Below are 22057 nucleotides of genomic sequence, written 5' to 3'. Positions count from 1 at the left end.
ATTTTCCACCCTACTCCAAGAACACGCCGAATGCCTCACGCCGACTCCCCCACGCTGGCCCTCGCCTGCGAACTCATCGCCCGCCCCTCGGTCACCCCCGACGACGCGGGCTGCCTGGATCTCCTCGCCGCACGGTTGCGCACCGCCGGCTTCGACTGCGAGCGCATCGACACCGGCGGCGTCTCCAACCTGTGGGCTCGCCGCGGCAAGGCGCAGCCGGTGCTGTGCTTCGCCGGCCACACCGACGTCGTCCCGCCCGGGCCGGCGGAGGCCTGGAAGACCCCGCCGTTCGAGCCGACCATCATCGACGGCATGCTCCACGGCCGCGGCGCAGCCGACATGAAATCCTCGCTCGCCGCCTTCGTCACCGCGATCGAGCGCTTCGTCGCGACCCATCCGGACCACGACGGCAGCATCGCCCTGTTGCTGACTTCGGACGAGGAAGGCATCGCCACGCATGGCACGGTCAAGGTGGTCGAAGCCCTGGCGGCACGCGGTGAACGGCTCGACTACTGCATCGTCGGCGAACCGACCTCGGTGCGCACGCTCGGCGACATGATCAAGAACGGCCGCCGCGGCTCGCTGTCCGGTACGCTGAAGGTCAAGGGCCGGCAGGGCCACGTCGCCTACCCCCATCTCGCGCGCAATCCGATCCATGCCTTCGCCCCGGCGCTGGCGGAGCTGGCAGCGATCGAATGGGACCGGGGCAACGAGTTCTTCCCGCCGACCACCTGGCAGGTGTCCAACATCCATGCCGGCACCGGCGCCAACAACGTCATCCCGGGCGTCTGCGAAGTGATGTTCAACTTCCGCTTCGGCTCAGTGTCCTCGGCCGACGGCCTCAGGGCGCGCACGCATGAAGTGCTCGACCGCCACGGCCTGGACTACGAGATCGACTGGCACCTGTCGGGCAAGCCTTTCATCACCGGCCGCGGCAAGCTGGTCGCCGCGCTGTCCGGCGCCATCGCCGACACCCTGGGCATCGAAACCGAGCTCTCCACCACCGGCGGCACCTCGGACGGGCGCTTCATTGCCGACATCTGTGCGGAAGTCGTCGAGTTCGGCCCGGTCAACGCCACCATCCACCAGGTCGACGAACGCATCGACGCCGCGGCGATCGAACCGCTGTCCCAGGTCTACGAACGCACCCTGCGTGCCTTGCTGGCGGCATGAAGCCGCCTAGCGACGAAAACAAGGAATCGACACGTCCATGAACCAACATTCGACCGATCACGCGCATTGCGATCACGAGCAGTGCGATTGCGACCATGATCATGAACACGATCATGGCCCGCTGGCCGAGCTGGTCACGGTGCGCGACTGGCTGCGCTATGCCGTCACCCGCTTCAACCGTACCGGCATCTTCTGCGGCCATGGCACCAACGACAGCTACGACGAAGCCGTCTGGCTGCTGCTGGGTTCGCTGGCGCTGCCGCTGGAGCGGCTCGAGCCTTTCCTCGATGCCTGCATTCCGGCCGAGGAGCGCATCGCCCTGTTCGAAGCGATCGAACGCCGTGCCGACGAGCGCGTGCCGACCGCCTACATCCTCGGCGAAGCCTGGCTGGGCGACTTCCGCTTCACCGTCGATGAGCGCGTCATCGTGCCGCGCTCCTTCTTCGCCGAACTGCTGGAAGACGGCCTCGCCGGCTGGATCGACGAACCCGAAGCAGTCACCAGCGCGCTGGACATGTGCACCGGCTCGGGCTGTCTCGCCGTGCTGATGGCGCACGCTTTCCCCGGTGCCGAAATCACGGCCGCGGACCTGTCCGAAGACGCGCTCGACGTCGCGCTGCAGAACGTGACGGACTACGGCCTGGATGCGCGCATCGAACTGGTGCAGTCGGACGTGTTCTCGGCCCTCGACGGGCGCCGCTACGACCTGATCCTGAGCAATCCGCCCTATGTCACCGGCGACGCGATGGACACCCTGCCGCCCGAATACCTGCACGAGCCGCGCATGGCACTCGCTGCCGGCGACGACGGGCTGGACGTCGTGCGGCGGCTGATCGCCGAAGGCGCCGCGCACTTGAACCCGGACGGCCTGCTGGCGGTCGAGGTCGGCCACAATCGCGGCATCGTCGAAGAGGCTTTTCCCGACCTGCCCTTCACCTGGCTCTCCACCCGCGGTGGCGACGACATGGTGTTCGTGCTGAGAAGGAAGATCTTCCCGGCGGCCAGCCCTGAGCACCACGAGACCGATCCAGGAGGGCTCAGAGCGATGAGCAACAACCGTCCGATCCTGCTCGTCGAGGACAATCCCGACGACGAAGCGCTCGCACTTCACGCCTTCAGCAAGAACCAGATCACCAACCCGGTGATCGTCGTGCATGACGGCGCCGAAGCGCTGGACTACCTGTTCGGCACCGGCAGCTATGCCGGCAACAACGGCCCGCTGCCCGCCGTGGTGATGCTGGACCTGAAGCTGCCGCGCATCGACGGCCTGGAAGTGCTGCGCCACATCCGCGCCGATTCGCGCACCACGCTGCTACCGGTGGTGGTGCTGACCACCTCGCGCGAATCGCTCGATTTGCAGCAGGCCTACAATCTCGGCGCGAACAGCTACGTGCGCAAGCCGGTGGACTTCGAGCGCTTCGTGCAGGTCATCGGCCTGCTCGGCCGCTACTGGCTGGAAGTCAACGAAAGCAGCGACGCCAGCACCCGCAACGGCTATTGAGCCGAGCCGGAGAGGCGGAGCTTGCAGCAACCGGGCGCCGCGCCGACGCCCGGAGCAGCCACGAATTCAGTCGACCTCGTCGATCCAGGCCTGCTGGATGCCTTCCAGGATGCGCTCGCCGCAGCGCTTGGGGTCGTCGTCGAATTCGGGCAGCGCGATCACCCAGTTCATCAGGTCGACGAAATTCACCCTGGTCGGGTCGACGTCCGGCCGGGCTTCCGACAACTGGATGGCGATTTCCTGCACGTCGGTCCATTTCATTTCAGTGCTTTCCTTCGCGGGCCATGTTGATCGTGTAGCGCGGGATTTCCACCACCAGCGGCGTGTCGCCGACCTGGACCTGGCACGACAGCCGGGACTGCGGTTCCAGCCCCCAGGCCTTGTCGAGCAGGTCCTCTTCCTCTTCCTCGGCGGGCGGCAGCGCATCGAAACCCTCGCGCACGATGACATGGCAGGTCGTGCACGCGCAGGACATCTCACAGGCATGTTCGATGTAGATGTCGTTCTCGATCAGGCTCTCGCAGACCGACTGGCCCGGTTTGGCTTCGATCACGCTGCCGTCGGGGCAGAGTTCGACATGGGGGAGGACAATGATCTGGGTCATGATGGGTCAGAGTTCCAACTCGTCCACCTTGTGGCCGGCCAGCGCGCTGCGGATGCTGTTGTCCATGCGGCGGGCGGCGAATTCGTCGGTGGCACGCGCGAAGGCGTCGATGCCGGTCTTGATGGCACGATGGTCGCTGCCGGCGCGCAGCGTGCGCAGATGTTCGATCGCGGCGTCGATCGCGGCGCGCTCGCCGGCGTCGAGCAGATGGCCGTCCTTGGCCAGCGCCTGCTCGGTGGCCTCGATCACGCGCTCGGCTTCGACCTGCTGTTCGCGCAGCGCGCGCAGCATCATGTCGTCGCCGGCGTGCTCGACGCCGGATTTCAGCATTTCGGCGATCTCGTCGTCGGACAGGCCGTAGGACGGCTTCACCAGCACGCTCGCTTCGACGCCCGAGGACATCTCGCGCGCCGACACCGACAACAAGCCGTCGGCATCGACCTGGAAGCTCACGCGGATGCGTGCCGCGCCCGCCACCATCGGCGGGATGCCGCGCAGTTCGAAGCGCGCCAGCGAGCGGCAGTCCGCCACCAGCTCGCGCTCGCCCTGGACGACGTGGACAGCCATCGCCGTCTGGCCGTCCTTGAAGGTGGTGAATTCCTGCGCGCGCGCGATCGGCAGCGTGGAGTTGCGCGGCACGACCTTCTCCACCAGCCCGCCCATGGTCTCCAGGCCGAGCGACAGCGGGATGACGTCGAGCAGCAGCCAGTCGTCCTGTTCGGCGCGGTTGCCGGCCAGCACGTTGGCCTGCATCGCGGCGCCGAGCGCGACCACCTTGTCGGGATCGAGGTTGGTCAGCGGCTCCTGGCCGAAGAAGGCGGCGACCGCGCGCTGGATGTGGGGCATCCGCGTGGCGCCGCCGACCATCACCACGCCCTTGATTTCGTCGGGCGTCAGTCCGGCGTCGCGCAAGGCCTTGCGCACCGGGGTCAGCGTCTTCTGCACCAGGTGGCGGGTCATGTCGGCGAATTCGTCGCGGGTGACGACGAGATCGACCAGTTCGCCCGAGCCCAGGCGCAGGTGGACCGGCGCTTCCTCGCAGGAAGTCAGCAGTTCCTTGGCCTCGCGCGCCTTCATCTGCAGGCGGCGGGCGTCCTCGAGCGAAGGCGGCGCGATCGCGGCGCGTTCGAGGATGGCGCAGAACAGGCGGTGGTCGAAGTCGTCGCCGCCCAATGCAGCATCGCCGTTGGTCGACAGCACTTCGAACACGCCGCGCGACAGCTTCAGGATCGACAGGTCGAAAGTGCCGCCGCCGAGGTCATAGACGGCATAGACGCCTTCGGCGGCGTTGTCGAGGCCATAGGCGACCGCCGCCGCGGTGGGTTCGTTGAGCAGGCGCAGCACGTCCAGCCCGGCCAGGCGCGCCGCATCCTTGGTCGCCTGGCGCTGGGCGTCGTCGAAATAGGCCGGCACCGTGATGACCGCGCCCACCAGCGCACCGCCCAGGCTGGCTTCGGCACGCAGGCGCAGCTCGCGCAGGATCTCGGCCGACACTTCGACCGGGCTCTTGACGCCTTGCACGGTGCGCAGCCGCAGCATGCCCGGACCGTCCTCGAAGTCGTAGGGCATGGTCTCGACATGGGCGACGTCCTTCAGGCCGCGGCCCATGAAGCGCTTGACCGAAACGATGGCATTGCGCGGATCGGTCGCCTGCGCCTTCAACGCGCCCTGCCCGACTTCGACGCTGCCATCGGCGTGGTAGCGCACCACGGACGGCAGCATGCTGCGGCCGGATTCGTCCGGCAGGCACACGGCGATGCCGTTGCGCACGCTGGCGACGAGCGAATTGGTGGTTCCCAGGTCGATGCCCACCGCAAGCCGGTGCTTGTGCGGCTCGGTGGACATGCCGGGTTCGGCGATCTGCAACAGGGCCATCAGGGAATCCGTGCCTCTTGTTTTCAGCCTTCGAGTGCGAGCAGCGCTTCGTCGATCTCGTGCTGGAGTTTTTCGATGAACATCAGCCGGCGCACGGTGTCGGCTGCCTGGGAGTAGTCGTGGTCGGTGTCGAGCTGGCGCGCCAGTTCGCCGCGCACGTCGCGCGCATGGCGCAGCAGGCGCATGTGCAAGTGTTCCAGCGCCTCGACTTCGCCTGCGTCACGCGCCTCCTCGACCGCTTCGCGCCACTCCATCTGTTCCATCAGGAACTCGGGCGACATCGCGGTATTGGTTTCGGCGCCGACATCCACTCCGGCCAGCTCCAGCAGGTAGCGGGCGCGGGCGAGCGGCTTCTTCAGCGTCTGGAAACCTTCGTTGACGCGTGTTGCCCACTGCATCGCCCGCCGCCTGTCGACGTCCGGCAGATGGGCATGGCGATCGGGATGGACCTGCGACTGCAGGCCATGCCAGGCGGCCTCGAGCGCCGCCTCGTCCAAGGCATAGCGGCGCGGCAGGCCGAACAGGCTGAAATGATCCTGCTTGAGATCGATGCTCATGCCGTCAGACGTTGAAGCTCTCGCCGCAGCCGCACTGATCCTTGACGTTCGGGTTGTTGAACCTGAAACCTTCGTTCAGCCCTTCCTTGACGAAATCCAGCTCGGTGCCGTCGAGATAGGCCAAGCTCTTCGGATCGACCACGACCTTGACGCCATGGCTGTCGAACACCAGATCTTCCTCGTGGGTGTCGTCGACGAATTCGAGCTTGTAGGCCATGCCGGAACATCCCGAGGTCTTCACCCCGAGGCGGATGCCGAAGCCCTTGCCGCGCTTGGCGATGAAATTCGACACATGACGCGCAGCGTTTTCGGACAGAGTCACGCTCATGATCTTGCCTCCTGTTCGCGGCCGCTCAGGCCGGATGCTTCTTGCGATAGTCGGCCACTGCGGCCTTGATCGCATCCTCGGCCAGGATCGAGCAGTGGATCTTGACCGGCGGCAGCGCCAGCTCCTCGGCGATCTGGGTGTTCTTGATGTCCAGCGCCTGGTCGATCGTCTTGCCCTTGACCCATTCGGTCACCAGCGAGCTCGACGCGATCGCCGAGCCGCAGCCGTAGGTCTTGAATTTCGCGTCCTCGATCACGCCGTCCTTACCGACCTTGATCTGCAGCTTCATGACGTCGCCACAGGCGGGCGCGCCGACCATGCCGGTGGCCACGCCTTCCTCGTCCTTGCCGAAGGAGCCGACGTTGCGGGGGTTTTCGTAGTGGTCCAGGACCTTGTCGCTGTAAGCCATGTGTTTCTCCAGGGATTTTCGTCTTTGTTCGTTGGCGCTCAGTGCGCGGCCCACTGCACCGTGTCGAGGTCGATGCCTTCCTTGTACATCTCCCACAGCGGCGACAGTTCGCGCAGCTTGCCGATCTTGTTCCGCAGCAGATCGATGGTGAAATCGACTTCTTCCTCGGTGGTGAAGCGGCCGATCGAGAAGCGGATCGAGCTGTGCGCCAGTTCGTCGTTGCGGCCCAGGGCACGCAGCACGTAGGACGGCTCCAGGCTGGCCGAGGTGCAGGCCGAGCCGCTGGATACCGCGATGTCCTTGATCGCCATGATCAGCGACTCGCCTTCGACGTAGGCGAAGGAAATGTTCAGGTTGTGCGGCACGCGCTGCTCGAGGTCGCCATTGACGTAGGTCGCCTCGATCCCGGTCAGGCCGTTCATCAGTTTGTCACGCAGCCTGAGGATGCGTTCGTTCTCGCCCGCCATTTCCTCGCGCGCGAGGCGGAAGGCTTCGCCCATGCCGACGATCTGGTGCGTCGCCAGCGTGCCCGAGCGCATGCCGCGCTCGTGACCGCCGCCATGCATCTGCGCCTCGAGGCGCACGCGCGGCTTGCGGCGCACGTACAGCGCACCGACGCCCTTGGGCCCATAGGTCTTGTGCGCGGAGAAGCTCATCAGGTCGACCTTCAGGCTGCCAAGGTCGATGGCGACCTTGCCGGTGGCCTGCGCGGCATCGACGTGGAAGACGATACCCTTGCTGCGACAGATTTCGCCGATTTCGGCGATCGGCTGCACCACGCCGACTTCATTGTTGACGAACATCACCGACACCAGGATGGTGTCCGGACGGATCGCCGCCTTCAGCACCTCGAGGTCGATCAGGCCGTTTTCCTGCACGTCGAGGTAGGTTGCTTCGAAGCCTTCGCGTTCGAGTTCGCGCACGGTGTCGAGCACAGCCTTGTGTTCGGTCTTGACGGTGATGACGTGCTTGCCCTTGCCCTGGTAGAAATGCGCCGCGCCCTTGATCGCAAGGTTGTTCGACTCGGTCGCACCGGAGGTCCAGACGATTTCCTTGGCGTCGGCCCCGACCAGCGCCGCGACCTGTTCGCGCGCTTCCTCGACCGCCTGCTCGGCTTCCCAGCCGTAGGCGTGCGAGCGGCTGGCCGGGTTGCCGAAATGTTCGGTCAGCCACGGGATCATCTTCGCCGCCACGCGCGGATCCACCGGCGTCGTCGCAGAGTAGTCGAGGTAGATCGGGAACTTCAGCATTGCATCTCTCCGCAGAGGGGTTTGTGTTGTTGTCAGGTTTCGAGCGCCGCCGCGGTTCAGCCCGCCACCGACGCCAATTTTCTCAAATCTTCGACCACGCGCGACAGGGTCGCGACGAATCGCGCCACGTCGTCCGCCGTGGTCGTGCGCCCCAGGCTGACGCGCACCGCGCCGCGCGCCACCGCCGGATCGACGCCCATTGCCAGCAGCGTATGCGACGGCTCGGGCTGGGCGCTCGAACACGCCGAACCGCTGGCGCAGGCAAAGCCCGCGCGGTCCAGCTTGCCCACCAGGGTTTCGCCGTCGATGTTGTCGAAGGCGAAAAATACCGTATTCGGCAGGCGCTGCGCTGCCCGTGAAAACACGGTGGCACCGAGCGCGGCCAGACCTGTCTCGATCTCGCCGCGCAGCAGCGTCAGCCGCTGCGCCTCGGCTTCGCGGCGCGCCACCGCCCGTTCGCAGGCGACACCGAAGCCGACGATCGCCGCCACGTTCTCGGTACCGGAACGCAGCCCGCGCTCCTGCCCGCCTCCGGCGATCAGCGGCGCCAGCTCGACACGCTTGTCCACCACCAGCGCGCCCGCACCGAGCGGGCCGCCGACCTTGTGCGCCGACAGCGTCATCGCATTGACGCCCAGCGCACGGAAATCCAGTTCGATCTTGCCCAGCGCCTGCACCGCGTCGGTGTGGAACCAGGCGCCCGGCTTGCGCGCCTCGGCCGCCAGCGCGGCGATGTCCTGCAGCACGCCCGTCTCGTTGTTGGCCAGCATCACCGACACCAGCGCCGGCTTGGTCTGCAGCGTTGCGGCCCAGTCGGCCGCATCGATCACGCCATGCGCGTCGACCGCGATTTCCTTCAGCGTCCAGCCGGTTCGCTGCAACTGCTTCGCCGGTTCGCGCACACAGGGATGCTCGATCGCACTGACGGCGACCGTACCGGGTCTCAGACAGGCCGCCGCGCCCTTCAGGAAGAGGTTGTTCGCTTCCGAGCCGCCGCTGGTGAAGATCACTTCGGTCGCGTGAGCGCCGACTGCCGCAGCCACGCGCGCACGCGCCTCGTCGACGGCCGCACGCGCCTGCCTGCCGTATTCGTGCCGGCTCGACGCATTGCCGAAACGGATCGGTTCGGCTGCGCCCAGCCAGGGCAGCATGGCTTCGCGCACCTGCGGATCGAGCGGCGTCGTGGCGTTCCAGTCGAGATAGACCGGGGCAAAACTCATCCCGGCCCTCAAGCTGCCGCGATTTCGCGCGCCTGCAGCGTGGCACGGCGGCGGATGTTCTTCAGGACCGCCATGTCGGAATCCGGCTTGACCTGGCGCTCGACGAGCGCACGCAAGGTCACGGAGTCGAGGTAGGCATACATGCGCTTGTTCAGGTTGGCCCACAGATCGTGCGTCATGCAGCGCTGCGCGTCATGGCAGTTCTGCTTGCCGCCGCACTGCGTGGCATCCAGCGGCTCGTCCACGGCGATGATGATGTCCGCCACCGTGATCTCGTCCATGCTGCGCACCAGACGATAACCGCCGCCCGGGCCGCGCACGCTGCTGACCAGATCGTGGCGGCGCAACTTGCCGAACAGCTGTTCGAGGTAGGACAGCGAGATCTTCTGCCGCTCGGCGATGCCGGCCAGCGTCACCGGACCGTCGTTCTGGCGCGCCGCCAGATCGATCATCGCCGTCACGGCGAAACGTCCCTTGGTCGTCAATCTCATCGCATCATCTCTCCGAAACCTTGAGTCGCCCGGCAAGGACGCCACGCATCCTGAATACCCGAACGTTTCGGTCAACTATACTTATCCCGACAAAAACGGTCAACTATATAGAGAGAGGCCGATGGCTTCAATCCACCATCCGCGACAGGCGAGAAGCATCGAAATCATCCTTCGCCTCGACCGATGAATCGAGCTGTAGGCCGGCCGCCTCGAGCCGGGCGGCCATCGCCTGCAGGCGGCGGTCGGTTTCGACTGCATGGTCCAGCAAGCCGTGCAGCGCCTTGGACACGGGGTCGTCCATGTCGCGGGTGACGCCATAGGCGCTGAAGCCCATCTGCTCCGCCTTCTGTTCCACGTTGCGCGTCGCGCTCGGCATCGACGATCCGGGCCGGGTTGCCGACAGCCGTCGCACCGGCGGGCACCGGCTTCACGACCACTGCGTTCGAGCCGATCTTGGCGCCGTCGCCGACGGTGAAGCCGCCCAGCACCTTGGCGCCGGCGCCGACCACCACCCCCTTGCCCAGCGTCGGATGCCGCTTGGTGCCGCGGTAGAGCGAGGTACCGCCCAGCGTGACGGCCTGGTAGATCGTGCAGTCGTCGCCGATCTCCGCCGTTTCGCCGATGACCACGCCCATGCCGTGATCGATGAAGACCCGTCGGCCGATGATCGCGCCGGGGTGGATTTCGATCCCGGTCAGGAAACGGCTGATGTGGCTCAGGAAACGGCCCAGCCAGAACCATTGCCGGCGCCACGCCCCATGAGCGAGACGATGGAACATCAGCGCATGCACACCCGGATAACAGGTCAGCACCTCGAACGTGGAGCGGGCTGCAGGATCGCGTTCGCGAACGCTGGCCAGGTCTTCACGCAGGCGGCTGAACATTTTTCGACGGACTCCGGAATGGATTTGACTGAAAGCACGGACAACGGATGCGGGGCCGGAAACGCACATGGGCAGCTGCCGACGCCGAATTCCCGACGATTTTAATCGACTTAGCGGCAAACTTGAAACGGCCGCACCCGAGGCCGCTCACGGGCAACAAAAAGCCCGCTCATGGCGGGCTATATGCTTGAATCAACTGCTATTTATGGAGGCGCGACTCGGAATCGAACCGGGGTACACGGCTTTGCAGGCCGCTGCATAACCACTCTGCCATCGCGCCTTTTGGCTTGTGCGGCAGGTCGTCGATCTGCCACCGGAATGCTTGGAGCGGGAAACGAGTCTCGAACTCGCGACCTCAACCTTGGCAAGGTTGCGCTCTACCAACTGAGCTATTCCCGCTCGGGAAAGAGCGCCATTATAGGCGGCGATTTCAGGCTGTCAAGCACGGAATCGCCTCCCCGAGCTTTGCCGCTACTTGCCGCCCTGCCCGGCAGTCAGCAGCGGAATGGCACGCTGCAGGTAATAGCCCATCGACCACAGGGTCAATGCGGCGGCAACGTAGAGCAGCACGCTGCCCAGCATGCGAATGTCGATCGACAGCAGCGGCGCGTCGTACAGCAGCAGCGGAATCGCCGCCATCTGCGCGGCAGTCTTGAGCTTGCCGACGTAGGCCACGGCCACGCTGGCGGACTTGCCGACCCGCGCCATCCATTCGCGCAGCGCGGAAATGGTGATCTCGCGGCCGATGATGATGACGGCGATGATCGCATCGACGCGCGACAGCTCGACCAGCAGGATCAGTGCCGCCGCCACCATCAGCTTGTCTGCGACCGGATCGAGAAAGGCGCCGAAGGCCGAGGTCTGGCCGAGCGCGCGGGCGAGGTAGCCGTCGAACCAGTCGGTGATCGCCGCGGCGGCAAACAGCGCGGTCGCGACCAGGTTCTTGCTGTGCACGGACAGCAGGCTGTCCGGCAGGTAGAACACGCCGACGAAGATCGGAATGAGTACGATGCGGGCCCAAGTCAGGGAATTGGGAATATTGAGTGGCATGCCGCGGGAAGGTCCGGGTCTGGAACGGAGAATGGCGCGAGTATATCAGTGCCCCCATCGCCCCCGGGCACCGCATCCGGCAGCATCGGCTGCAGTATTGTAAACAACTCGTTACGGCCGCAAATCCGATGCGGGCAGGCCGCGGCACGGCAAAACGGGCACAATGCCGGCTGCTTTCGGACTCTTGCCCGCTCGACTCGCCTCGATGCACCGATGACCATCCACCCGACTCCGCATCTTGCCTCCTCTGGCACCTCCTCCGCCCGGTCTCCGGCGTGGCAGGCCCTGCTTGCCCATCGCGACGGGATCGGCGAATGCCATCTCAAGCAGCTGTTCGCTGCCGATCCCGCGCGCGCCGCGCGCATGCAGGCCGAGGCCTGTGGCCTGTTCCTCGATTATTCGAAGAACCGCGTCAACGATGAAACCCTGGCGCTGCTTTTCGCCCTGGCGCGCGAGGCGCGGCTGGCCGAACGACGCACCGCGATGTTCGACGGCGAGCACATCAACCTCACCGAGAACCGTGCCGTGCTGCACACGGCCTTGCGCCGGCCGGCAGACCAGCCCTTGATCGTGGACGGACGCGACATCGTCGCCGACATCGCCGCAGTGCGCGAACGCATCCATCGTTTCGCCGAAGCCGTGCGCGACGGCAGCTGGCACGGATACGACGGGCGCGCCATCACCGACGTCGTCAACATCGGCATCGGCGGCTCCGATCTCGGTCCGCTGATGGCCTGCGAAGCGCTGAAATGCAATGCTCACCCGCGTCTGCGGATGCATTTCGTCTCGAACGTGGACGGCGTGCAGATCGGCGACGTGCTGCGTACCGCCGACCCCGGCACCACGCTGTTCATCGTCGCCTCCAAGACCTTCACCACCCAGGAAACGCTGACCAACGCCCATACCGCACGCAACTGGCTGATCGAGCGCACCGGCAGCGAAGCCGCGATCCCCCGCCACTTCGTCGCCGTGTCCACCCATGCCGACGCAGTCGCACGCTTCGGCATCGCCCGCGACAACATGTTCGGCTTCTGGGACTGGGTCGGCGGCCGCTATTCGCTGTGGAGCGCAATCGGCCTGCCCATCGTGCTGCAGATCGGCGTCGCGGCTTTCGACGAACTGCTGGCCGGCGCGCACGCCATGGACCGGCATTTCATCGACACACCGTTCGAGCGCAACCTGCCCGTGATCATGGCGCTGCTGGGCATCTGGAACGTCGATTTCCTCGGCGCGCCCAGCCAGCTCATCGCCCCCTACCACCAGCGCCTGCACCGCCTGCCCGCCTTCCTGCAGCAGCTCGACATGGAGTCGAACGGCAAGTCGGTCAGAAGCGACGGCAGTTCGGTGGACTGCCAGACCAGCCCGGTGATCTGGGGCGAATCCGGCATCAACGGCCAGCATGCCTATTTCCAGATGCTGCACCAGGGCAGCCAGCTCGTCCCGGTCGATTTCATCGGCGTGCTGCAAGCCGAGGCCGGACTGGAGCAGCACCATCGCATCGCTTTCGCCAACATGGTCGCGCAGGCCGAAGCGCTGATGAGCGGCAAGCCGGCGGACGAAGCGGAGGCCGAGATGCGGGCTGCCGACCTGGCCGAAGCGCAGATCCGCGCACTGCTGCCGCATCGCGTCTTTGCCGGCAACCGCCCCAGCAACACCCTGCTGATGGAGCGCCTCAGCCCCTTCGCGCTCGGAGCGCTGGTCGCCCTGTACGAACATCGCACTTTCGTGCAGGGCGTGGTGTGGGGGCTCAACTCCTTCGATCAGTGGGGCGTGGAGCTCGGCAAGCAGCTCGCCGCCCGCGTGCTAGACGACCTCGCCGCCCCCGCCGATCTCCACCCTCACGACGCCAGCACCGCGGGCCTCATCGCCCGTTATCGCGAGCACCTGGCAGGCGAAAAGCCGGCCGCAGAACACACGGAACAGAACCAAGCCCGATGAACAGCACGGTTTCCATCAAGACCCCCGAAGAAATCGCGCTGTCGCGCGCCGCCGGCCAGTTGGCGGCCGAAGTGCTGAGCCTCGTCGCTCCGCACGTCAAGCCGGGTGTCAGCACCGAGGAACTCGACCGCATCTGCCACGACCACATCGTCGGCGTGCAGGGTGCCATTCCGGCCAACATCGGCTACCACGGCTACCCCAAGACCGTCTGCGCCTCGGTCAACCACGTAGTCTGCCACGGCATTCCCTCGCCCGCCAGGATCCTCAGGAAAGGCGACATCATCAACATCGACGTCGCCGTCATCAAGGACGGCTGGTACGGCGACACCAGCCGGATGTATTTCGTCGGCGAACCGGGCCCGCTGGCGCGCCGCTTGGTGCTCACCACCTACGAGGCGATGGTCGCCGGCATCCGCGCGGTGCGCCCGGGCGCCACGCTGGGCGACGTCGGCCACGCGATCCAGACCGTGGCGCACCGCGAACGCTTTTCCGTCGTGCGTGAATACTGCGGCCACGGCATCGGCAAGATCTACCACGACGCCCCGCAGGTCCTGCACTACGGCCGCCGCGGCGAAGGCCTGCGGCTGGAGCCGGGCATGGTGTTCCACGATCGAACCGATGATCAATGCCGGCAAGCGCGAAACCCGGACCCTCGCCGACGGCTGGACGGTCGTCACCAAGGACCATTCGCTGTCGGCCCAGTGGGAACACATGGTGGCCGTCACGCCGGACGGTTTCGAAGTCCTGACCCCCTGGCCCGAAGGCACCGGCAGCTATCCCGCGATCCATCCGGCGGGCTGATACGCCCGGGCGTCCTGATAAGATGCAGCCCCGACGACCGGCGCCGGCCGTGGCGAAAGGCTCAGCCACGCCCGCGCCATCCTGCCGGCCGGCCATGGACGGCTCGCATGCCTGGGCTTGATAGGAAGAAATGCAAAAGACACCGCCGCTCACCGAAGCCGAGATCGCTGCTCATACGCCGATGATGCAGCAGTACATCCGCATCAAACAGCAACACCCCGACACCTTGCTGTTCTACCGCATGGGTGATTTCTACGAGCTGTTCTTCGACGATGCGGAAAAGGCGGCGCGCCTGCTCGACATCACGCTGACCACGCGCGGACAGTCCAATGGCCAGCCGATCAAGATGGCGGGCGTGCCCTTCCACGCCGTCGAGCAATACCTGGCGCGGCTGGTCAAGCTCGGCGAGGCGGTGGTCATTGCCGAGCAGGTCGGCGAACCCGGTGCCACCAAGGGGCCGATGGAACGCGCCGTCAGCCGCATCGTCACCCCCGGTACGCTGACCGACGCCGCGTTGCTCGACGACCGCCGCGATGCATTGCTGCTGGCGGCCAACCTGCACCGGGGCGTGCTCGGCCTGGCCTGGCTGAACCTCGCCAACGGCGATTTCCGCCTGATGCAGTGCCCGACCGAAACCCTGCAGGCGCAGTTCGAACGCCTGCGTCCGGCCGAAGTGCTGATCCCGGACGGCCTGGCTCTGCCCCTGCTCGACACCCTGGCCCCGGCGCTGCGGCGGCTGGCCGACTGGCAGTTCGACGCCGACACCGGCACCCGGCTGCTGACCACGCATTTCGGCACCCGCGACCTGGTCGGCTTCGGCGTCGAAGACCAGCAGGTGGCGCTCGGTGCGGCGGCGGCGCTGTACGACTATGCCCAGGCCACCCAGCGCCAGACGCTCGCCCACGTCACCGGCCTCACCGTCGAGCGCGAATCCGAATACCTGCGGCTGGATGCCGCCACCCGGCGCAACCTGGAGCTGACCGAGACCTTGCGCGGCGAAGCCTCGCCGACGCTGCTGTCGCTGCTCGACACCTGCGTCACCAGCATGGGCTCGCGCTGGCTGCGCCACGCCCTGCACCACCCGCTGCGCGACCGTGCCGTGCCGGCCACACGTCAGGCCGCGGTGGCGGAGCTGGTGGAAGGTTTTTCCACCGGCCTCGGCGACGAGCCCTCCAGCCGCGATGACGATCGCAGCGGACGCAACACCGCCGCCGTGCGCGCCGCGCTGCGCGGCGTGGCCGACGTCGATCGCATCACCGCCCGCATCGCGCTGCGCAGCGCCAGGCCGCGCGACCTGTCGGCGCTGCGCGAAAGCCTGGCCCGGCTGCCGGAACTGGGCGCCGCGCTGCACGGCTGCGGCACGCCGCTGCTGGGCGAGATCCGCGATGCGCTGGAGATCGCCCCCGACGCGCCCGAGCTGCTGCAACGCGCGATCGCCGCCGAACCCGCCGCGATGGTGCGCGACGGCGGCGTGATCGCCGCCGGCTACGATGCCGAGCTGGACGAGCTGCGCGACATCCAGAGCAACTGCGGCGAATTCCTGCTGGCGCTCGAAGCGCGCGAGCGCGAACGCAGCGGCATCCCCAACCTGAAGGTGGAGTTCAATCGCGTGCATGGCTTCTACATCGAAGTCAGCCGCGCCAACAGCGAAAAGGTGCCGGACGACTACCGCCGCCGCCAGACGCTGAAGAACGCCGAGCGCTACATCACGCCCGAGCTGAAGGCTTTCGAGGACAAGGCCTTGTCGGCGCAGGAGCGCGCGCTGGCGCGCGAGAAGCTGCTGTACGAAGCGATCCTCGACACCCTGGCCGGCCACATCCCGGTCCTGCAGCGCATCGCCCGCGCGCTGGCGCTGCTCGACGGCCTCGCCGCCTTCGCCGAAGCCGCGCTGCGCTACGGCTACGTCCGTCCGCGTTTCCGCGACACGCCCGGCGTGGACATCGCCGGCGGCCGCCATCCGGTGGTCGAGCGCCAGGTCGAGAACTTCATCCGCAACGACGCGCGCCTGGCGGCCACCCGCCGCATGCTGATGATCACCGGCCCCAACATGGGCGGTAAATCGACCTTCATGCGCCAGGTGGCGCTGATCTGCCTGCTCGCCCACATCGGCAGCTTCGTGCCGGCGGACGCCGCCGAACTCGGCCCGCTGGATGCGATCTTCACCCGCATCGGCGCCTCGGACGACCTCGCCTCGGGGCGTTCGACCTTCATGGTCGAGATGACCGAAGCCGCTGCCATCCTGCATGGCGCCACCGAGCACAGCCTGGTGCTGATGGACGAGATCGGCCGCGGCACCTCGACTTTCGACGGCCTCGCGCTGGCCGCCGCGATCGCCCGCCAGTTGCTGGAGAAGAACCGCAGCCTGACGCTGTTCGCCACCCACTACTTCGAGCTGACCCGGCTCAATACCGACTACCCCGAGTGCGCCAACGTGCACCTCGACGCCGTCGAGCACGGCCACCGCATCGTCTTCCTGCACGCGCTGGAGGAAGGCCCGGCGAGCCAGAGCTACGGGATCGAGGTCGCGGCGCTGGCCGGCATCCCGGCGCCGGTGATCCGCGACGCCCGCCGCCGCCTGCGTACGCTGGAGAACCGCGAGATCCACGCCGGGCCGCAGGCCGATCTCTTCGCCTCGCTGCCCGAGCCGGAAGCCGAACCGCTGTCGCACCCAGTGCTGACCGAACTCGCCGCGCTCGACCCTGATGCGCTGACGCCGCGCGAAGCCCTCGAGCGCCTGTACGCGCTGAAGCGCCTGGCTTCGTGAGCCGAGCATGAACACACCGATCGACATTTCCGAAGAAGCCGGCGTGCGCTACCTGCACTTCGGCTCGGACTGGGTGCAGGGCGCGATGCGCATCCGCAAGCCCAATGCACTGGAGCTGGCCTACACCCGCGAGATGATGGCCGGCCTGCTGCTACGCGACGGCCTTGCAGAAGACGCCGGCCAGTGGCCGAAGAAGGTGCTGATCATCGGCCTCGGCGCGGCCTCGCTGGCGAAGTTCGTCCATCACCACTGTCCGCAGGCGCGGATCAGGGTGGTCGAGATCGCCCCTGCGGTGGTTGCCGCCGCGCGCCAGTTCTTCAAGCTGCCGGCCGAGGATGCACGCTTCTCGATCCACCTCGGCTGCGGCGCGCAATACGTGCTGGAAAAGGACGAGAGCTGGGACTACATCCTGGTCGACGGCTTCGACCGCAACGCCCGCGCCGGTCCGCTGGACACCCTGCCCTTCTACCAGGCCGTACGCTCGCGCCTGTCCGGCCGGGGCCTGATGGCGGTCAACCTGTTCGGCCGCTCGCGCGGCTACAAGGCCAGTCTCGAGCGCCTGCAAAAAGCCTTCGACGACCGCGTCGTCGCCTTTCCTTCCTGCGACAGCGGCAACGTCGTCGCCTTCGCCGCCGACGGCGAGCCGATCGAACGCCCGCTGGCCGAACTGCGCGAGCGCGCCCGCCTGCTGAAGACCGCCACCGGCCTCGACCTCGGGCCGACGATCACCCGCCTGGAACAGTCGGGCAGCGTACCGGGCGGCAGCCTGCGGCTGTAAGCCCGGCGCCCTGCCTCAGGCTGCCGCCGGCTCCTCGGGCGGCAGCCACAGGCACAAGCCCTTGTTGGCCTTGGCGATGTCGGCCAGCACGTTGTCGTGTGCCTGCAGTTCCTCGCCGGAAGCCCGCAGCACCTTCACCGCCACGCGTGCCCTCGGCACGCCGCCGGCATCGGCCGCGTGCATCGCGGGCTCGTCGTCGAGCGCCATGATCAGGCTTTCCTGGCCGCGGGTCATCGCCAGGTAGACTTCGGCCAGCAATTCCGCGTCCAGCAGCGCGCCGTGCAGCTCACGGTGGCCGTTGTCGATCTCGTAGCGGTCGCACAAGGCGTCGAGCGAGGCCTTCTTGCCCGGATTCTGTTCCTTGGCGAGCTTCAGCGTATCGATGACGCCGGCGCACAAGCGCTTGAGCTTGTCGCGCCCGAGCAGGCCCAATTCGTTGTCGAGGAAGCCGACGTCGAAGCTGGCGTTGTGGATGACCAGCTCGGCATCGCGGACGAAATCCTCGAAATCGGCGGCAACGTCGGCGAATTTCGGCTTGTCGGCAAGGAACTCCTCGGTGATGCCGTGCACCGCCACCGCTTCGGCGTCGATGCCGCGCTCCGGGTTCAGGTAGACGTGGAAATGGCGGCCGGTGAGGCTGCGGTTCAGCAGCTCGACGCAGCCGATTTCGATCACACGATCACCGTTGCGCCAGTCCAGGCCGGTGGTTTCGGTATCGAGCACGATCTGTCGCATGTTCTTTCCTCTCCTTCGTCTCAGGGTTCGACCGTGGCGCCGGTCTTGCGCACCTCATCCACGCCGCGGCGGGCCAGTGCATCCGCGCGCTCGTTCTCCACATGGCCGGCATGGCCCTTCACCCACAGCCATTTCACCTGATGTTTTGCCTGCGCGTCGTCCAGCGCGCGCCACAGGTCGGCGTTCTTGACCGGCTCCTTCGAGGCCGTCTTCCAGCCGCGCGCCTTCCAGCCGTGGATCCACTCGGAAATGCCTTTCTGCACGTACTGGCTGTCGGTATGCACCCGAGCACTCACCGGCCGCTTCAGCGCTTCGAGCGCGCGGATCACGGCGAGCAGTTCCATGCGGTTGTTGGTCGTCACCGGTTCGCCGCCCCAGATTTCCTTCTCGTGCGCGCCCGAGCGCAGGATCGCACCCCAGCCGCCGGGCCCCGGATTGCCGCTGCAGGCGCCATCGGTGTAGATATCCACTTCTTCCATCTATGTCGTTTTCCTCGTGCCGCCGTTGCGCTGGACAACGGCGGGAATTCGTTTCGCGGCGGCCTTGCGTTCGCGCCACTTCGGCATGATCAGGCGCATACCCTGCACCCGCTTCACCCCATGCATCAGATACACCCCGCCCAGCAACGGCCACCAGCGCGCGCCGGCGCGATCCATCCAGCGCAGGCGTTCGAACCATGGCGCACTGCTCAGCGCCGGCACATGGCAGCCGGATTCGACCGCCAACACCTCGAAGCCGAGCAGCTTCAGCCAGTCCTTGATGCGCATCACCGACCGGTACTGGCCCCGCCACGGCAGCACGCCGTCCCTACGCGCTGCCAGGCGGCGCAGACCCCACAGGCTGAACGGATTCAGCCCGCTCAGCACCACGCTGCCTTCCGGCACCAGCACACGCTCCACCTCGCGCAGCACCTGGTGCGGATCGGCGGAAAACTCCAGCACGTGCGGCATCAGCACCAGATCGATGCTCGCGCTGGCGAAAGGCAGCTCGAACTCGTTCGCCAGCACCGCCGCCGGTCCCGTACGGGCGCAGACGAAGCGGAAAGGCATGCGATTGGCCGACAGCAGATCCAGGCCGGGCAGGCCGATCTGCACCGCTCTGTAGCCGAAGATGTCCGCCACCATGCGCTCCAGCACGGCTCGCTCCCATTCGAGCAGGTACTGCCCCGGCGGCGTTTCCAGCCACGCGGAGAGATCGGGCATTGACATCGGCGACCAGGCTTCCACAATTCGCGGATGGACATTATCCCTCTTCCCGCCTTCCGCGATAACTACATCTGGCTGATCCGCGACGGCCGCCACGCAGTCGTGGTCGATCCGGGCGATGCCGCACCGGTGCTGGACTACCTGTCGCGCGAAGGGTTGCAGCTCGCCGCAATCCTCGTCACCCACCACCACGCCGACCACGTCGGCGGCCTGGGCGCGCTGCTGTCCCACGCACCGGTGCCGGTGCATGGCCCGTTCAACGAACGCATCGACGGCGTCGATCATGCCGTGGCCGAAGGCGACACGGTGCGCATCGATGCGCTGGATCTCGACTTCGACGTGCTCGACGTCCCTGCCCACACTGCCGGCCACATCGCCTACGTCAGCCGGGGCACGCCGCCCCGCGCGCTGTTCTGTGGCGACACGCTGTTTTCGGCCGGCTGTGGCCGCCTGTTCGAAGGCAATGCGCAGCAGCTTGCCGCTGCGCTGGCCAAGTTCGCCGCCCTGCCCGACGACACCCTGGTGTACTGCACGCACGAATACACCTTGTCCAATCTCGCTTTCGCACATGCAGCCGAACCGCACAACCCCGAACGCGACGCCTACGCCGAGCGCTGCCAGGCGCTGAGGGCTGCGAACCGGCCCACGCTGCCGAGCACGATCGGGCGGGAAAAGGCGATCAACCCCTTCCTGCGCAGCGACCAGGCGCAGATCCGCGACGTGCTTGCCGGCCATTCCGGCCTGCGGCCTGCCGACGCCATCGAGTGCCTGGCCGCACTGCGCGCCTGGAAGGATACGTTCTGAAATTGACGCCCCGTCCCGCCGGTCGATAGACTTGCGGGCCCCATCGTCCGCGGCACAAGGCAGTCGCACGATCATGCCCAGACAGTTCGCCGCCCGCTTCTCCATTTTCCTTGCCAATCTTGCCTGCATCGGGCTGCTCGCCATCGGCAGGCCTGCGCTTGCCCAGCAGGCGGCGCCCGCTCCGCTCGAAATCGACGAAATCGCCGTGCCCGAGCGCGTGCTCACGCTCGACCTGACCCGCGACGCCAACGATATCTGGGACCGCATCCGCCGCGGCTTCGGCATGCCCGACCTCGACAGCGAGCGCGTCGGCGACCAGCAGGCCTTCTACCTGAACCGGCCGGGCTTCCTGAAGCAGGTGTTCTCGCGCGGCGGCCGCTACCTGTACTACATCGTCGACGAACTCGAACGCCGCGGCATGCCCACCGAGCTGGCGCTGCTGCCGATGGTCGAGAGCAGCTACAACCCGCTCGCCTATTCCCGTGCCCATGCGTCCGGCCTGTGGCAGTTCATCCCGTCCACCGGCAAGCAGTACAACCTGACCCAGGACAACTGGGTGGACGAGCGGCGCGACGTCATCGCCTCGACCAATGCCGCACTCGACTACCTGCAGTACATCTACGAGATGCACGGCGACTGGCATCTGGCGCTGGCCTCCTACAACTGGGGCGAAGGCTCGGTGCAGCGTGCGCTGAAGCGCAATGCCGAGGAAGGCCTGCCGCTGGAGTACAGCCATCTGCGCATGCCGGACGAAACGCGCAACTACGTGCCCAAGCTGCAGGCGATCAAGAACATCGTCTCCGAGCCGGAGCTGTTCCATTTCGAACTGCCCTACGTCGCCAACGAGATGCACTTCGTTTCGGTCGATGCGCCGATCGGCGTCGACCTCGCCACCGCGGCGATACTGTCGGGCATGCCGCTCGACGAATTCCTCGCGCTGAATCCCGGCTTCAACCGCCCGGTGACGACGATGCCGGGCCAGGCCTTCATCGTCCCCACCGATCGTGCGCGCCAATTGCGCGAAGGTCTGGACGAATTGAAGCGCAGCGGCAAGGGCTGGAGTCTGCACACCGTCGAAAAGGGCGAGCGGCTGGAGCAGATCGCCGCCCGGCATGATCTGAGCGTGACCGAGCTGCGCCAGATCAACGGTCTCTCCGGCAATGCCGTGAGCGCAGGACACACCCTGCTGGTGCCCAGCGGCATCGATCCGGACGGCGCCTTGCAGGTCAGCAGCATGCTGCCCTTCGCCGCTGCAGCGGCACGCCAGCAGGGCTTGAAGATCGGCGGTTCGGGAGGCGGGCTCAAGGCACCTGCCGCCGTGCGCACAACGGCGGGCGGCTCGAAGAAGGCCGCGGCCCCGGCGAAGCCGGGCGCAAAGAAGGCCGCACCGAAAGCAGCCCCCAAGAAGGCTTCGAAGCCTGCTGCGAAAAAGGCGCCCCAAACCAGCAAGGCGAAGAGCACCGGGAAGACCACCGCCAAGCCGGCGGCGCCGAAGCAGGCAAGCAAACCCGCCGCCAAGGCCCAGACGCCCGCCAGGAACTAGGTGTGGATGGGTCGGGCCGCGGAGGTCGAGCCGCGGAGGTCGAGCCGCGTAGGTCGGGCCGCGCAGCTAGCGCAGCAAACCCGACATCGCTGCGCTCCTTCTCGAGGTGGCGGATTTCGCCTTCGGCATCGACCGATGCGGCCTGCC

General features: G+C 66.8%; 20 protein-coding genes, 2 tRNA genes and 3 pseudogenes. 9 read left to right on the top strand and 16 right to left on the bottom strand.

Features of this window, described 5'->3' with window-relative positions; translation table 11 throughout:
• Nucleotides 1-30: 30 nt before the first annotated feature.
• The 3 genes and pseudogenes from dapE (at nt 31) to AAFL97_RS09445 (ending at nt 2674) form a co-directional block, all read left to right on the top strand.
• Nucleotides 31-1173, top strand: a complete 1143-nt coding sequence (gene dapE / locus AAFL97_RS09455) for a succinyl-diaminopimelate desuccinylase (protein WP_341644683.1) — start codon at nt 31-33, stop codon at nt 1171-1173.
• A gap of 37 nt (nt 1174-1210) precedes the next feature.
• Nucleotides 1211-2161 (top strand): annotated as a pseudogene (prmB, locus tag AAFL97_RS09450) (50S ribosomal protein L3 N(5)-glutamine methyltransferase); the annotation flags it as partial.
• A 57-nt stretch (nt 2162-2218) separates the two neighbouring features.
• Nucleotides 2219-2674 carry a response regulator gene (locus AAFL97_RS09445; protein WP_263459562.1) on the top strand — a complete coding sequence of 152 codons (456 nt, stop codon included), beginning with the start codon at nt 2219-2221 and terminating at the stop codon, nt 2672-2674.
• A gap of 66 nt (nt 2675-2740) precedes the next feature.
• Here the strand turns inward: AAFL97_RS09445 and iscX are convergent, their stop codons facing one another.
• The 13 genes and pseudogenes from iscX to pgsA form a co-directional block, all read right to left on the bottom strand.
• Nucleotides 2741-2935 (bottom strand): Fe-S cluster assembly protein IscX, encoded by a 195-nt coding sequence (gene iscX / locus AAFL97_RS09440; protein ID WP_341644682.1) that lies wholly within the window; start codon nt 2933-2935, stop codon nt 2741-2743.
• 1 nt (nt 2936) lies between these two features.
• On the bottom strand, nt 2937-3278 hold the full coding sequence (gene fdx / locus AAFL97_RS09435; protein ID WP_263459560.1) for an ISC system 2Fe-2S type ferredoxin: 342 nt from the start codon (nt 3276-3278) through the stop codon (nt 2937-2939).
• Nucleotides 3279-3284: 6 nt separating this feature from the next.
• Nucleotides 3285-5153 carry a Fe-S protein assembly chaperone HscA gene (gene hscA / locus AAFL97_RS09430; protein ID WP_341644681.1) on the bottom strand — a complete coding sequence of 623 codons (1869 nt, stop codon included), beginning with the start codon at nt 5151-5153 and terminating at the stop codon, nt 3285-3287.
• Nucleotides 5154-5176: 23 nt separating this feature from the next.
• Entirely contained in the window at nt 5177-5710 is a 534-nt protein-coding gene (hscB, locus tag AAFL97_RS09425; RefSeq protein WP_341644680.1) for a Fe-S protein assembly co-chaperone HscB, read from the bottom strand.
• A gap of 4 nt (nt 5711-5714) precedes the next feature.
• On the bottom strand, nt 5715-6038 hold the full coding sequence (gene iscA / locus AAFL97_RS09420; RefSeq protein ID WP_341644679.1) for an iron-sulfur cluster assembly protein IscA: 324 nt from the start codon (nt 6036-6038) through the stop codon (nt 5715-5717).
• Nucleotides 6039-6063: 25 nt separating this feature from the next.
• A complete protein-coding gene (gene iscU / locus AAFL97_RS09415; RefSeq protein ID WP_341644678.1) occupies nt 6064-6447 on the bottom strand; it encodes a Fe-S cluster assembly scaffold IscU in 384 nt (127 codons plus the stop codon).
• 38 nt (nt 6448-6485) lie between these two features.
• The gene (locus AAFL97_RS09410) at nt 6486-7697 is read right to left on the bottom strand and encodes an IscS subfamily cysteine desulfurase (RefSeq protein ID WP_445954483.1); all 1212 of its coding nucleotides are present in this window, start codon (nt 7695-7697) and stop codon (nt 6486-6488) included.
• Between the two features lie 56 nt (nt 7698-7753).
• Nucleotides 7754-8917 (bottom strand): cysteine desulfurase family protein, encoded by a 1164-nt coding sequence (locus AAFL97_RS09405; protein ID WP_341644677.1) that lies wholly within the window; start codon nt 8915-8917, stop codon nt 7754-7756.
• 8 nt (nt 8918-8925) lie between these two features.
• Nucleotides 8926-9408, bottom strand: coding sequence for a Fe-S cluster assembly transcriptional regulator IscR (gene iscR / locus AAFL97_RS09400; protein WP_263459554.1), 483 nt, complete (start codon nt 9406-9408; stop codon nt 8926-8928).
• 127 nt (nt 9409-9535) lie between these two features.
• Nucleotides 9536-10292 (bottom strand): annotated as a pseudogene (gene cysE / locus AAFL97_RS09395) (serine O-acetyltransferase).
• A gap of 206 nt (nt 10293-10498) precedes the next feature.
• Nucleotides 10499-10572 (bottom strand) — tRNA-Cys (locus AAFL97_RS09390).
• Between the two features lie 43 nt (nt 10573-10615).
• A tRNA-Gly gene (locus tag AAFL97_RS09385) sits at nt 10616-10691 on the bottom strand.
• A gap of 72 nt (nt 10692-10763) precedes the next feature.
• Nucleotides 10764-11342 carry a CDP-diacylglycerol--glycerol-3-phosphate 3-phosphatidyltransferase gene (gene pgsA / locus AAFL97_RS09380; protein ID WP_263459552.1) on the bottom strand — a complete coding sequence of 193 codons (579 nt, stop codon included), beginning with the start codon at nt 11340-11342 and terminating at the stop codon, nt 10764-10766.
• Nucleotides 11343-11555: 213 nt separating this feature from the next.
• On the opposite strand from pgsA, the gene pgi reads away from it, so the two are divergent.
• The 4 genes and pseudogenes from pgi to AAFL97_RS09360 all read left to right on the top strand — a co-directional run bounded on the left by pgi (nt 11556) and on the right by AAFL97_RS09360 (nt 17623).
• Nucleotides 11556-13280, top strand: coding sequence for a glucose-6-phosphate isomerase (pgi, locus tag AAFL97_RS09375; RefSeq protein WP_341644676.1), 1725 nt, complete (start codon nt 11556-11558; stop codon nt 13278-13280).
• Nucleotides 13277-14081, top strand: a pseudogene (gene map / locus AAFL97_RS09370) (type I methionyl aminopeptidase). Before pgi ends, map begins: the two are co-directional and overlap by 4 nt.
• 130 nt (nt 14082-14211) lie before the next feature.
• Nucleotides 14212-16845 carry a DNA mismatch repair protein MutS gene (gene mutS / locus AAFL97_RS09365; protein ID WP_341644675.1) on the top strand — a complete coding sequence of 878 codons (2634 nt, stop codon included), beginning with the start codon at nt 14212-14214 and terminating at the stop codon, nt 16843-16845.
• Between the two features lie 7 nt (nt 16846-16852).
• Nucleotides 16853-17623: a spermine/spermidine synthase domain-containing protein gene (locus AAFL97_RS09360; RefSeq protein WP_341644674.1), complete on the top strand. Its 771-nt coding sequence runs from the start codon at nt 16853-16855 to the stop codon at nt 17621-17623.
• A gap of 15 nt (nt 17624-17638) precedes the next feature.
• Here AAFL97_RS09360 and dnaQ read toward each other — a convergent pair whose 3' ends face one another.
• From dnaQ to AAFL97_RS09345, 3 genes are read right to left on the bottom strand one after another with little or no spacing between them, the layout of a single operon-like run.
• Nucleotides 17639-18358 (bottom strand): DNA polymerase III subunit epsilon, encoded by a 720-nt coding sequence (gene dnaQ / locus AAFL97_RS09355; protein WP_341644673.1) that lies wholly within the window; start codon nt 18356-18358, stop codon nt 17639-17641.
• Between the two features lie 20 nt (nt 18359-18378).
• Nucleotides 18379-18837, bottom strand: coding sequence for a ribonuclease HI (gene rnhA, locus AAFL97_RS09350; protein ID WP_341644672.1), 459 nt, complete (start codon nt 18835-18837; stop codon nt 18379-18381).
• Nucleotides 18838-19566, bottom strand: a complete 729-nt coding sequence (locus AAFL97_RS09345; RefSeq protein ID WP_445954482.1) for a class I SAM-dependent methyltransferase — start codon at nt 19564-19566, stop codon at nt 18838-18840.
• A 27-nt stretch (nt 19567-19593) separates the two neighbouring features.
• Between AAFL97_RS09345 and gloB the strand changes: the two genes are divergently transcribed.
• Nucleotides 19594-20367, top strand: a complete 774-nt coding sequence (gloB, locus tag AAFL97_RS09340) for a hydroxyacylglutathione hydrolase (protein ID WP_341644670.1) — start codon at nt 19594-19596, stop codon at nt 20365-20367.
• Nucleotides 20368-20440: 73 nt separating this feature from the next.
• Nucleotides 20441-21910 (top strand): transglycosylase SLT domain-containing protein, encoded by a 1470-nt coding sequence (locus AAFL97_RS09335; protein ID WP_341644669.1) that lies wholly within the window; start codon nt 20441-20443, stop codon nt 21908-21910.
• Nucleotides 21911-22057 lie beyond the last annotated feature (147 nt).

Origin of the sequence: Thauera sp. SDU_THAU2, from assembly GCF_038260575.1 — a bacterium.
Lineage (GTDB): Bacteria > Pseudomonadota > Gammaproteobacteria > Burkholderiales > Rhodocyclaceae > Thauera.
This window is presented reverse-complemented; position numbering and strand designations above follow the sequence as displayed.